At 33.3% G+C, this 13408-nt stretch carries 8 protein-coding genes; 3 read left to right on the forward strand and 5 right to left on the reverse strand.

Going from position 1 to position 13408, the window contains the following annotated elements; translation table 11 throughout:
• Positions 1-17: 17 nt before the first annotated feature.
• Entirely contained in the window at positions 18-7133 is a 7116-nt protein-coding gene (locus tag ABHQ57_RS13840; RefSeq protein ID WP_389864010.1) for a BspA family leucine-rich repeat surface protein, read from the forward strand.
• 1 nt (position 7134) lies between these two features.
• Positions 7135-8052 (forward strand): PorP/SprF family type IX secretion system membrane protein, encoded by a 918-nt coding sequence (locus ABHQ57_RS13845; RefSeq protein WP_167712397.1) that lies wholly within the window; start codon positions 7135-7137, stop codon positions 8050-8052.
• A 16-nt stretch (positions 8053-8068) separates the two neighbouring features.
• Here the strand turns inward: ABHQ57_RS13845 and ABHQ57_RS13850 are convergent, their stop codons facing one another.
• Genes ABHQ57_RS13850 through ABHQ57_RS13870 form a run of 5 tightly spaced genes read right to left on the reverse strand, consistent with a single transcriptional unit; the run spans position 8069 to position 12386 of the window.
• A complete protein-coding gene (locus ABHQ57_RS13850) occupies positions 8069-8878 on the reverse strand; it encodes a DNA/RNA non-specific endonuclease (RefSeq protein ID WP_047790797.1) in 810 nt (269 codons plus the stop codon).
• A complete protein-coding gene (locus ABHQ57_RS13855; RefSeq protein ID WP_167712396.1) occupies positions 8879-9322 on the reverse strand; it encodes a thioesterase family protein in 444 nt (147 codons plus the stop codon).
• A 34-nt stretch (positions 9323-9356) separates the two neighbouring features.
• Positions 9357-10424, reverse strand: coding sequence for an ABC transporter permease (locus ABHQ57_RS13860; RefSeq protein ID WP_389864013.1), 1068 nt, complete (start codon positions 10422-10424; stop codon positions 9357-9359).
• The gene (locus tag ABHQ57_RS13865; protein ID WP_073184214.1) at positions 10417-11682 is read right to left on the reverse strand and encodes a mechanosensitive ion channel family protein; all 1266 of its coding nucleotides are present in this window, start codon (positions 11680-11682) and stop codon (positions 10417-10419) included. Before ABHQ57_RS13865 ends, ABHQ57_RS13860 begins: the two co-directional genes overlap by 8 nt.
• Positions 11683-11696: 14 nt before the next feature.
• On the reverse strand, positions 11697-12386 hold the full coding sequence (locus ABHQ57_RS13870) for a queuosine precursor transporter (RefSeq protein WP_073184216.1): 690 nt from the start codon (positions 12384-12386) through the stop codon (positions 11697-11699).
• A 65-nt stretch (positions 12387-12451) separates the two neighbouring features.
• Between ABHQ57_RS13870 and fabD the strand changes: the two genes are divergently transcribed.
• A complete protein-coding gene (gene fabD / locus ABHQ57_RS13875) occupies positions 12452-13336 on the forward strand; it encodes an ACP S-malonyltransferase (RefSeq protein WP_159615094.1) in 885 nt (294 codons plus the stop codon).
• Positions 13337-13408 lie beyond the last annotated feature (72 nt).

A 13408-nucleotide genomic window follows, 5' to 3' on the forward strand; every position in this document is an offset into this window, starting at 1 on the left:
AAATTATATTAAAAAGAATGAAGGCATTAATAGGTAAATTTTTAAGAAGTGGTTTAGTAGTACTTTTTTTAATTTTAAGTAGTCAATTGTTTTCGCAGTCGTTCACTTCTTTATGGAACACGGCAAATATTAGTACTGGCTCTTCTGGAGTTAATGAAATAAGCATCCCAACGAATTCAGCTTACACGTATTCATACACCGTTGATTGGGGTGATGGAAATATTGATTCAAACGTAACAGGAGACATTACCCATATTTATGCCACACAAGGAACTTATACCGTAAGCATTAGCGGAACGTTTCCTGCAATTTATTTTAATAATACTGGAGACGTTGACAAAATTATCGAAATCTTGTCTTGGGGTACTATTCAATGGCAAAGTATGGAAAGCGCATTTTATGGATGTTCAAATCTAAATTTTGATGCTATTACTCCACCAAATTTAAGTCAAGCTACTAGCCTACAAAATGCTTTTAGAGATTGCTCATTGTTTAATGGTATTATGAATAATTGGGATGTAAGCACCATAACTAATATTTCAGGGTTATTTATGAATTGCGAAATTTTTAATAGACCTTTAGATCAATGGGACACATCTAGTATAATAGACATGTCTTACACTTTTTATAATGCAAGGGAATTCAACGAACCATTAGATAACTGGAACACATCAGCAGTAACTACTTTAGAAAACTTTTTATATAGAGCCCGTAAGTTCAATCAAAATATTAATAACTGGAATGTAGCTAATGTTGTTAATATGGAAGGAGCCTTTTACGATACAAGTGCATATAATCAGCCAATGAATAATTGGAATGTTGGTAATGTTACCAATATGAATAACACATTTAAAGGTTCTAATTTTAATAGCCCAATAGACAACTGGAATGTAAGTAGTGTTACAACAATGGAGGGAATGTTTAGTCAAGCTAAATTCAACCAACCTATAAATACATGGAATGTTAGTAATATTACAAATATGTCTAGGCTATTTTTTAGAAACAGAACCTTTAATCAACCTTTAAATAACTGGGATGTTAGTAATGTAACAAACATGTCGAGTATGTTTGATGGATGGGCTTGGGGAGCAGTTTTTAATCAACCTATAGGTAACTGGGATGTAAGTAATGTTACTGATATGAGTTATATGTTCCGAGATAACTCAGGCTTTAATCAAGGTATAGGAACTTGGAATGTAAGTAATGTTGTTACCATGAGAGGAATGTTTGAAGGCGCCACTGTTTTTAATCGAGATATTAGTTTGTGGAATGTTAGCAAGGTTACCAATGTAGAAAGTATGTTTGAAAGAACAGAAGCTTTCAATCAACCATTGAATACTTGGGATGTGAGCAATATTACTAATATACGCAACATATTTCAACGAGCAGAAGCTTTTAACCAACCTTTAAATACTTGGGATGTAAGTAATATCACTGATTTTCAATATATGTTTGATAGAGCTACGTCCTTTAACCAAGATATAAGCAGTTGGCAAACAGGAAATGCTAGAAACATGTCTTATATGTTTAATCAAGCTACTTTATTTAACCAAGACATAGGAGTCTGGGATATATCTAGTGTTACAAACATGACAAACATGTTATCGAATAGCGGTATTTCTCAAGAAAACTATGATAATATTCTTATAGCTTGGAATGCTCAAACAGTTCAAAATAATGTTGATTTAGGGGCGACGAATCTAAATTATTGTGATGCATTAAACCAAAGACAAAGTTTAATTGATAATAACGGGTGGACTATATCAGGAGATATTGTAAACTGTTCTTATGTATTATGTACTCAAATAACCATGCCGCAAGATGGAGATACACAAGTGCCTGCAAACAGTGATATTCGTTGGGATCCAGCTCCTAATGCTACAGGATATAGAATTAGTGTAAGAAGAGAAAACGGAGCGACTTCACAGGTTATATATAATAATGAAGATGTAGGAAATGTTGTAGGAGTAGATTTTACCAACGAATTTATAGCAGGAGATACTGTATATGTAACAGTTGTTCCGTATAACGATGAAGGACCAGCTACAGGTTGCCAAGAAATTAGTTTTACAGTAATAGAAAGTTGGGTAAATAGCCCAGATGCATTCAAGCTTACCTACGATACAAGTATACAATCTTCATTCACTACACCAACAAATCAGTTAAGAATAGAAACAAATTCAGGCTATCCAAAATATCTTACATACAATTATTCTATAGATTGGGGAGATGGACAGTACAACCATAATGTTACAGGTGATATTACACACACATATCTTACATCAGGAATTTATACCGTAAGTATTATTGGTGTTTTTCCTTCTCCAAAACATGAAACTATTGGAGACTCTGACAAACTATTATCCATAGATCAGTGGGGAACTCAAGTCTGGGAAAGTATGTATGAAGCTTTTGAAAGTTGTGTAAATATGGAGCACAATGCTACAGATACTCCTAATCTTAGCAATGTAACGGATATGGAAAGAATGTTTAGTTCTTGTAGAAAATTTAATGCTAATATTAATGATTGGAATGTTAGTAATGTAACTAACATGCGTGGTATGTTTAGTGGAACTTCAATTTACAACCAACCACTTAATAATTGGGATGTAGGTAATGTTACTAATATGAACTACATGTTTGGTAGTGCCATAGAGTTTAATCAAGACATAGGAAATTGGAATACAGGAAATGTTGCAGATATGGGAGGGATGTTCCAAAATGCAGAAGTATTTGATCAGAATATTAATAATTGGAATGTGAGTAGTGTTACAGATGTGAGTAGTATGTTTGAAAGAGCAGAAGCATTTAACCAACCACTTAATAATTGGGATGTCAGTAATGTTACCAATATGTCTGAAATGTTTAATGGTTTTATTTCAAACATGGCTTTTAACCAAAATATTGATAATTGGAATGTAAGTAATGTTACAGATATGTCTGAAATGTTCCAGAGATGTGTTGATTTTAACCAACCTTTAAACTCTTGGAATGTAGGTGCTGTTACAAACATGACTTCGATGTTTGAAAGCGCATATGTATTCGATCAACCATTAGGTAATTGGAACGTATCTAAGGTTACTAACATGGAGAGCATGTTTCAAAGCGCTAGAGACTTTAACCAGAATATAAATAGTTGGAATGTAACCAATGTAACGAACATGAGTTTAATGTTTTACAATGCTCAAATGTTTAACCAACCATTAAATTCTTGGGATGTAAACTCAGTAGTTAATATGTCAGGTATGTTCCGAAGAGCAGAAGCATTTAATCAGCCATTAAACTCTTGGGATGTAAGTGCTGTTGCTAACATGAGTCAAATGTTTCAAGAAGCCACAGTTTTCAATCAACCATTAAATTCTTGGAATGTAAGTTCAGTAACCTTAATGCCTTCGATGTTTGAAGAAGCTGTTGCTTTTAATAGTCCGTTAGAAAACTGGAATGTTTCTGTAGTAACAAACTTTGAAGCAATGTTTAAGAATGCAGAAATATTTAACCAACCCTTAGGGAATTGGAATACAGGCGAAGCACAAACAATGGCTGAAATGTTTCATGGAGCGTCTGCATTTAATCAAGATATTAATAATTGGAATGTATCTTTTGTAACCACTATGCAAGAAATGTTTCGAGGAGCAACGTCTTTTAATAGACCATTAGATTCTTGGAATGTAGCATCGGTAACTAATATGCAAGGCATGTTTCAAACAGCAATAGCTTTTGATGGTGCTATTGGAAGTTGGAATATTAGGAGAGTAACCACCATGCAAGACATGTTTAATGGTGCAATAAACTTTAATCAACCAATGAATAATTGGAGGCCAACAGCAGTAACGAACATGGATAGAATGTTTCAAGGTGCAAGTTTGTTTAATCAACCTTTAAACCAATGGTTATTAAATACGTTATCGATGAACGCTATGTTTAATAACGCTACAGTTTTTAATCAAGATTTAGGTGATTGGAATATTAGTGGTGTAACTAACATGCAGAACATGCTAGATAATACAGCTCTTACTAGAGTAAATTACGACAATACGCTTATTGCATGGTCTGAACAAACACTAACACCTGGAATAAATATAGGAGCTAACACTCTTCCCTATTGTGATGCTGTAGAAGAAAGACAATTAATGATTGATAATTTTGGATGGTCTTTTACAGGTGATGTCTTAGATTGTCCTATTCCAGAATGTACACAGTTAATAGCGCCTTTAAATGGAGCAACAGATGTTCCTGTAAATACCAATTTAACTTGGGAGCCTATTTTGTATGCACGTGAATATGCTTTAACAATTAGAATTGAACCTTCAGGAATGATAATAAACGAAACTGTTGTAAATGCTACCACTTATGAATTTGCTACAGATTTTTCAGGAGGAGAAATAGTTTATGTTACTATTGTACCTTCAAACGAAAATGGAGATGCAGTAGGACCTTGTGCAGAAGAAAGCTTTACGGTGTCTACAACTCCATCTACAGTACCAGATTGTACCAGCTTAACCTTACCACTTGCTGGTGGTACAGATATATCTGTAAGTACAAACTTAGAATGGAATGTTATAAGTAATGCAGATGGATACAGGCTTACAGTAGGAACTACTTCAGGTGGAATAGATATTCTTAATAGTATTGATGTAGGTAATAGTACAACATACGATTTACCTGTAGATTTACCAGAAGACACCGATATTTTTGTAACTATAACTCCTTATAACGATAAAGGAGATGCAACAAGTTGTGGAGAAGAGTCTTTTAAAACAGAGTTTATTCCAGTAGTACCTAGTTGTACAAGTTTAGTGAATCCTATAAATGGATCAACGAATGTTCCGTTGAATACTGATATTTCTTGGAATGAAATTACAGAAGCAACTGGGTATTTAGTAAGTGTAGGAACTACTCAAGGAGGGATAGAGGTTGTGAATAGTATTGATGTAGGAAACATAACAACTTATAGTTTTACTCAAGACTTACAAGCAAATAGAATACATTATGTTCGTATAATTCCATACAATGATGTAGGAGACGCTACAGGTTGTGTAGAAGAAAGTTTTACTGCTGGAGATGCAGTGGTAAGTGCACCAAACTGTACCACAATAACAGTTCCAAGTAACGGAGCAACGAATGTTAGTGTTAGTACAGGAATTAGTTGGGATGCAGTAGCTGATACAGATGGATATTACCTTTCAATCGGAACTACTTCAGGCGGAACCGATATTGTAAACAACGAATCAGTAGTAGGAACGAGCTATACTTTAGCTAGTGATTTACCAGAGAACACGACAATTTATGTATCAGTAATTCCATATAATTCGATAGGAAGTGCTACAGGATGTTCTGAAATTAGCTTTACTACGGAAATAGTACCAACCACACCGAGTTGTACCACAATTACAGCTCCAAGTGATGGAGGAACTAATGTAGCAGTCGATACAAATATTACTTGGAACGCAGTAGCTGATACAGATGGGTATTATATATCAATCGGAACAACCTCAGGCGGAACTGATATTGTGAACAACGAATCAGTAGTAGGAACGAGCTATACTTTAGCTAGTAATTTACCAGAGAACACGACAATTTATGTATCGGTAATTCCATACAATTCGGTAGGAAGTGCTACAGGATGTTCTGAAATTAGCTTTACTACAGAAATAGTACCAACCTCACCAAATTGTACAACAATAACAGTTCCAAGTAATGGAGCAACGAATGTTAGTGTTAGTACAGGAATTAGTTGGGATGCAGTAGTAGATGCCGATGGATATTATGTATCAATCGGAACAACCTCAGGTGGAACCGATATTGTAAACAACGAATCAGTAGTAGGAACGAGCTATACTTTAGCTAGTAATTTACCAGAGAATACAACAATTTATGTATCGGTAATTCCATACAATTCGGTAGGAAGTGCCACAGGATGTTCTGAAATTAGTTTTACTACGGAAATAGTACCAACCACACCGAGTTGTACCACAATTACAGTTCCAAGTGATGGAGGAACTAATGTAGCAGTCGATACAAATATTACTTGGGACGCAGTAGCTGATACAGATGGGTATTATATATTAATCGGAACAACTTCAGGTGGAACCGATATTGTAAACAACGAATCAGTAGTAGGAACGAGCTATACTTTAGCTAGTAATTTACCAGAGAATACAACAATTTATGTATCGGTAATTCCATACAATTCGGTAGGAAGTGCTACAGGATGTTCTGAAATTAGTTTTACTACGGAAATAGTACCAACCACACCGAGTTGTACCACAATTACAGTTCCAAGTGCTGGAGGAACTAATGTAGCAGTGGATACAAACATTACTTGGAGCACTATTTCTGATGCCGATGGGTATTATATATCAATCGGAACAACTTCAGGTGGAACCGATATTGTAAACAATGAGCTAGTGATAGGAACAACATACAATCCTACGAGCGATTTACCAGAGAACACAACAATTTATGTATCAGTATTACCATATAAGTCGGGGGGCTTAGCAACGGGCTGTGGTGAAGTTCGTTTTACCACAGAAACCGTTGCAATTATACCAAACTGCACCACAATTACAGTTCCAACCAATAAAGCAACAAATGTTAGTGTTAGTACTGGAATTACTTGGGACACTGTTTCAGATGCCGATGGGTATTACCTGTCAATTGGAACAACTTCAGGGGGAACCGATATTGTAAACAACGAGTCAGTAACAGGAACGAATTATACTTTAACTAGTGATTTACCAGAGAACACCATAGTTTATGTATTAGTAACTCCATACAACTCGCTAGGAAGTGCTAATGGGTGTTCTGAAATTAGTTTTAGAACTGAAGCAAGCTTAGTAGGGGAAACCAAATACGGTTTTTCTCCAAATGGTGATGGAGTAAATGACTTTTGGGAAATAAAGGGAATTGAAGAACATCCTAATAATATAGTAACTGTTTTTAATAGGTGGGGAGATATGGTTTTTCAGATGAAAGAATATGATAATCAATTTAATGTTTTTAGAGGCGTAGCCAATAAGCTAACGGGTATGGGAGGTGATAAGTTACCAGCAGGGACATACTTTTTCAGTATAAAAATTTCAACAGAAGGGAAATTAAAAGAAACAAAAGGGTTTTTAGTTTTAAAAAGATAAGATGAAAGAGATAAGGAACTATATTTTACTGTTTATTTTTATGATGGTACTTCAAAATAATTGGGGACAACAAACAGCTTTGTATCCAGAGTATAATTATAATCCGTTTATTATAAACTCTGCCTATACGGGAATGTCTGATGGAGCAGAAATTACACTTAGTAATTATGGCTATATAAATAGTATTGAAGGAAGTCCCAGAACATTGTCATTAAGCTTTCATACTCCGATTGCAAGAAAAAAAATGGGGATAGGTGGGGCTATTATACGAGATAAAATAGGGGTAAGTACTTATACAAATGCGTATGCTTCATATTCATATAAAATATTTTTTGATACGGAGATTGATAGACCTTATTGGCAACATTATAACGAACATGTAATATCGTTTGGACTAACAGCAGGAGTACAACAGTTTCATGAGAACCTGTTAGAGTTAGGAATTACTGATGATATAGAGTTTTCAGAAAATATGAATGTAACTGTACCAACCGTAGGTATTGGGTTTTTATATAATCATGCAGATTTTTATGCAGGAATTTCGTTGCCAAATCTTTTAGGTGATAAATTAGCGTCTAGAGATGATTTAAATATATCAAACCCTATTTACGGTTATTTCGGGTATCGTTTTTTTACCAATCGATTTGAGGAAGTAATGATTAAACCTAGTGTTTTCTTAAAGTATGAAGGTGGAGCACCTATGCAGATTGACGCAAATGTTGCTATTAACTATAAAAACAAATTTGAAATCGGTACGGGCTATAGAAGTAGTTCCTCAATTAATTTTTTAGCAGGTATTTATGCTCTAAAAAACTTAAAATTTGTGTATTTCTATAATGCAGCATTTAGTGATTCTGTGTTAGGAAATAGCCATGGAGTTATCCTTTCGTATGTTTTTGAGAAAAAGCGCAGGTATTAAAAAGGAATGTTGGGAATTACCTAAAACTCCAATTTTTATAATTAGCAGAAGCCTCTAGTTTATTTTCAATAGTATCAGGTAATTCAGGGAAGAAATCAATACCTGTTTTTTGTTCTAATTCATCAATAGAAACTACAAAATCAGATAGCGGTTTGTTACTTTCTTTATGTGGAAGTAAAAAGGCAATGGCTTTAATTTCAGGCTGAGTATAATCTAGTAAAACCTTATAAAAATAATTAGGAACACTTACTTTTTCCTTTCCTATAGTTTTCAAGTTAGGTTCTAAAACACCACCAGTAACAACATACAAGTGATTATATTTTTTAGCCCAATAACGAGTTTTTTGCTCTAGTTTATTCCAAATACCAGCATTAAACTCATGGTTTTGAGGAGAAATGTTTGAAGTGTAAAAAGTTTCATCATGAGCACTTTTAGAGGCACGTCTATCACCAGCAGGACATAAATGTCCTTTGTCATAACCAGATCTTTTATAATTTCTCCAATCTGCAGATTTTGTCTTCACTTTGGGGTCTACAATAAAAAATGGACGCTTACGGTTGGTATAAACAATATCACTTTTATCTAAAGGATAAGCAACCCATTCAGCTTGCTCATGCTTTTCACTATACGATAACTGGTAGCCATTATGTTTTATAATGACTCCAGTTGTTGAGGTAGGAAAGTAATTGAAGTTATTAGTTTTATTACTGGCTGTTTCTGTTGTAGGTTCAGAAGAGTTCTTAGCTTCTTCTTTTTGTTGTAACCAATAACCTACAAGTAAAGCAACAATGGTTATAACAACCTTTATTTTCCTTGAAGTACTCATTTAATTACTTAAAACGATTTCTTTAAAATCTTCAGTTTTTTCAACTTCGTTAAAAATCTCTTGAAATTTAACAGGAGGTACTGTTAATTTACGTTTAACCAAATCTAACCAAGCACCATAAACAGTGATAATTGCAGAAAGTTTACCTGCTTGATTAAAAACTTCATGTTGAATTTTCCAACGTTCACCTTTTTCGGATAAACCAGTAACTTTTAAGTTTACAGTTATGTCTTCTCCCATGTGTATTTCACGTAAAAACTTGGTATTTTCTTCAAATAAAATAGGACCAACTTTTTCCTTAGTAAAATCTTGAACAGTTACATTATGCTCTTTAAAAAAACGTAAACGTAATTCAGCAGCGTAATCATTGTATGCGGTATGACGCATGTGTATGTTGGCATCAAAATCTGCCCATCTTGTTTTAAACTCAACACTAAAACTCATATCAAAAAAATTTAAGAAAGCGAATTTACAAATTTTAAGCTTTCACATCTAAAGCATCACGAAGTGTATTTCCAATTAACATAAATGCCATTACTAAACTCATAATTGCTAATCCTGGAATCAATGCTAAAAATGGTTTGCCCAAAATGATATAATTATAATGATTTTTAATCATAGCACCCCAAGAGGGAGTAGGAGGTTGGGCTCCAATACCTAAAAAACTCAGTCCGCTTTCAATTAAAATAGCAGCTGCAAAATTTGCGGCGGAAATTACAATTATAGGAGCTAAAATATTAGGTAAAATATGTTTGAAAATAATTCTAAAATCAGAAAAACCTAAAGCTTTAGCAGCTTCTACATATTGCTGCTGTTTGGTAGTAATTACTTGACCACGAACTACACGGGCAACTTCTACCCACATGGTTAGCCCTACAGCAATAAAAACCTGCCAAAAACCTTTACCTAAAGCCAAAGTGATGGCAATAACAAGTAAAAGTGTGGGAATAGACCAAGTGATATTAATAACCCACATAATAAAATCATCAATTTTTCCACCAAAATAGCCTGCAATAGCCCCAATAGGAATTCCTATTAAAAGTGAAATAAACACAGCTATAAATCCAATAAAAAATGAAATTCTAGCACCAATCAACAACCTGCTTAATAAATCACGGCCATATTTATCAGTTCCTAAATAAAATGTTTTTTGTTGAATGTATTGTTCAAAGGAAACAGGAAATTCTTTGGGTAAACCATCGGAATATTTAATAATCTCTAATTGATTGTTTTTAACAGAAAATGATTTTATAGGTATTTCTGTTGCTGAATGTTGTTTTCCCATCATAAAAACAGAAAACCACGATTGTTGATTTTTTACTTCTGAAGGAATGCTTAATAGTTGCACAGAAAAACCAGGAGGTTTCGAGTGAATTTCTAAATGCATTTGATTAGCAGAGTTGCTGTTGTCTGGAGCTAAAACATAGCAAAAAACAGCAATAAATCCACATAAAATAATATACCCAAAACTAAACATACCTGTTTTACTACGTTTAAATTTTTGGATGGCTATTTGCCATAAAGATGTACCTGTATTATTATTCACTCTTTTGTATTTCTTTCAAGTTATTGATATCAATACTTGATGGATTTTGAAAAACTTCCAAATCAAAATATTTTACAGAAGCTAAAATATGATCAAAAATGTTCGCCATAACACGTTCGTAATCTACCCAATTTTTTTCTCTACTAAAGGCATAAATTTCTAGTGGAATTCCGTTAGGAGTTGGCTCTAACTGACGAGACATTAACAACATATCTTGATTTATTTTTGGATGATTTTCAATGTATTTATCCAAGTAAATTCTAAAAGACCCAAAATTGGTTAAGTTTCTACCGTTTAATATTACAGATTTGTCAATATTGTTTTCTTCGTTGTATTTTTTTACTTCCTTGCTACTTTTTTCAATATAGTCAGAAATTAACTCAATCTTTTTAAAGCGCTCAATATCTTCATCGGTAAGAAAGTGAATGCTATTTATTTTAATTAAAATTGATCGTTTTATACGTCTACCTCCTGAAGTATTCATTGTTCTCCAGTTCTTAAAAGAATCGGATGTTAAATAATACGTAGGAATGCTAGATATTGTATTATCAAAATTTCTAATAATTACAGAAGTAAGGTTAATTTCAACTACATCACCATCAGCGCCATATTTTTCCATGGTAATCCAATCTCCAATTCTAACAGTATCATTTACTGCTACTTGAATGCTTGATACAAAACCAAGAATGGTGTCTTTAAAAATTAATAATAATACTGCTGAAAAAGCACCTAATGCAGTTAAGAATCTAATTAAAGGTTTTCCAGTTAATACAGAAAAAGATGATATAGCAGCAATAAGCCACATGATTACCATGAAAATTTGCACATAGCTCTCTAAGGGTTTGTCTTTGAAAGCATTTGTGGTACGAAGAAAATCTTTAACACTTAGTAGAATACTACGTATAAACCAAATAATAGCAAAAATAATGGCAATAGTAGCAATACGTTCAGCGTAGGTAAACAGATTAGGGAAATCGACTAAAATATCTTTTAAAAAATTAAAAACAATAGTAAGAATAACAATTCTTGAAAGGTTTAAAAAGGTTTTGTTTTTAATAAGCATATCATCAAAACTAGTTGATGTTTTAGCTGCCATTTTATTAACTGTTCTTTTTCCAACGTATCTAAAAACTTTGAATAAGATATAACCTAAAATTCCAAACACAATAAGATTTGCAAATAAATTTAGGTATGTAGCTAATGTTTCTGAAAGTGAAAGCTGTTCTTTAAAAATTTTATAAAAAAACTTGTTTAACATAAAGTAATATTCGTTTAAAATTTGCTGATTTCTTCACCTATTTGTAAGTCAAATTTTTTTCTAAACCAATATATAACAACATACAAAACAGGAGTGTCAAGAGCTGCTATAATGACTTTAAATAAAAAACCGCTAAGTAAAAGGCTACCAAAAATACTCCAAGGAAGTATTTTAAAAGAACTCAATAAAAATAATACGGTAAAAGTATCTATAAATTGTGACAAAAAGGTAGAAAAATTATTGCGAAGCCATAAATGTTTTCCTTTAGTTAATTTTTTCCAAAAATGAAAAATTCGAATGTCTATAAACTGAGCAGCTAAGTAAGCTAGCATAGAAGCTAGTACAGCAAAAGGAGAAAGCCCAAAAACTTTGGTAAAAGTTTCGTCGCCAATGGGAGAGTTATTAATTGCAGGAGCATAATCAGCTACTAAAATAATTAACATAGAAAAAAAGGAAGCAAAAATTCCTGCTACAACAACTCTGTTGGCCTTTTTCTTACCATAAATTTCAGAAAGAATATCTGTAATTAAAAAAGTAATAGGATACGGAAGTATTCCAACAGATACTTCAAAACGAAATAAATTAAAGGGGTCCCAATAAAAAAACTTCTGAAAAATAAGGTTTGAAGTTACAAGAGAGGCTATAAATAACGAAGCTAAAACTAGGTAAATAAGTTGTGCTTGAGATTTTTGTTGTACAGTCATAAAACGAAGATAGTAATTTTAAAAGTTGTATGTTTGCAAGGTTAAATAAACAACAAAACAAACAAATGAAAGCGTATATTTTTCCAGGTCAAGGAGCACAATTTACAGGAATGGGGTTAGACTTATATGAAAACTCTCCATTAGCTCAAGAACTTTTTGAAAAAGCAAATAATATATTAGGTTTTAGTATTACTGACGTAATGTTTGAAGGTACTGCTGAAGAATTAAAACAAACTAAAGTAACACAACCAGCTATCTTTTTGCATTCAGTAATTTTAGCAAAAGTTTTAGGAGACGATTTTAAACCAGAAATGGTTGCTGGTCACTCTTTAGGAGAATTATCAGCGTTAGTAGCTAATGGTGTATTGTCTTTTGAAGATGGATTAAAATTAGTTTCTAAGCGTGCTTTAGCAATGCAAAAAGCATGTGAAATTCAACCATCTACTATGGCAGCTGTGTTAGGATTAGAAGATGTTGTAGTTGAAGAAGTTTGTGCTTCGATTGATGGAGTTGTGGTAGCAGCAAACTATAATTGTCCAGGACAATTAGTAATCTCTGGAGAAATTGAAGCTGTTGAAAAAGCTTGTGAAGTATTAAAAGAAAAAGGCGCTAAAAGGGCATTACTTTTACCTGTAGGAGGAGCATTTCATTCACCAATGATGGAGCCAGCTCGTGAGGAGTTAGCTGCAGCTATTGAAGAAACTACATTTAACGAACCTATGTGTCCAGTATACCAAAATGTGGTAGCGAAAGCAGTAACAAACCCTGCTGAAATTAAAGAAAACTTAATAGCGCAATTAACAGCGCCAGTAAGATGGACACAATGTGTGCAGGCAATGATAGCTGATGGTGGTACTGAGTTTGTTGAAGTTGGTCCTGGTAAAGTATTACAGGGATTAATGCGTAAAATTGATAGAAGTGTAGCTGCTAGTGGTGCTTCTTTAGCATAAATAGTAAAAACAGATAGTATAGAAAATCCCGTTCTTTTGGAACGGGATTTTTGTTTTGTGAAAAAGAAAATT

The sequence above is a fragment of the Tenacibaculum sp. ZH5_bin.1 genome, assembly GCF_042865525.1.
GTDB classification, from domain to species: domain Bacteria; phylum Bacteroidota; class Bacteroidia; order Flavobacteriales; family Flavobacteriaceae; genus Polaribacter; species Polaribacter mesophilus.

What these genes read in the sequence shown, in the direction of transcription:
- ABHQ57_RS13840 (WP_389864010.1), top strand. Translation starts at nt 18, where the DNA reads ATGAAGGCATTAATAGGTAAATTTTTAAGAAGTGGTTTAGTAGTACTT.
- ABHQ57_RS13845 (WP_167712397.1), top strand. Translation starts at nt 7,135, where the DNA reads ATGAAAGAGATAAGGAACTATATTTTACTGTTTATTTTTATGATGGTA.
- ABHQ57_RS13850 (WP_047790797.1), bottom strand. Translation starts at nt 8,878, where the DNA reads ATGAGTACTTCAAGGAAAATAAAGGTTGTTATAACCATTGTTGCTTTA.
- ABHQ57_RS13855 (WP_167712396.1), bottom strand. Translation starts at nt 9,322, where the DNA reads ATGAGTTTTAGTGTTGAGTTTAAAACAAGATGGGCAGATTTTGATGCC.
- ABHQ57_RS13865 (WP_073184214.1), bottom strand. Translation starts at nt 11,682, where the DNA reads ATGTTAAACAAGTTTTTTTATAAAATTTTTAAAGAACAGCTTTCACTT.
- ABHQ57_RS13870 (WP_073184216.1), bottom strand. Translation starts at nt 12,386, where the DNA reads ATGACTGTACAACAAAAATCTCAAGCACAACTTATTTACCTAGTTTTA.
- fabD (WP_159615094.1), top strand. Translation starts at nt 12,452, where the DNA reads ATGAAAGCGTATATTTTTCCAGGTCAAGGAGCACAATTTACAGGAATG.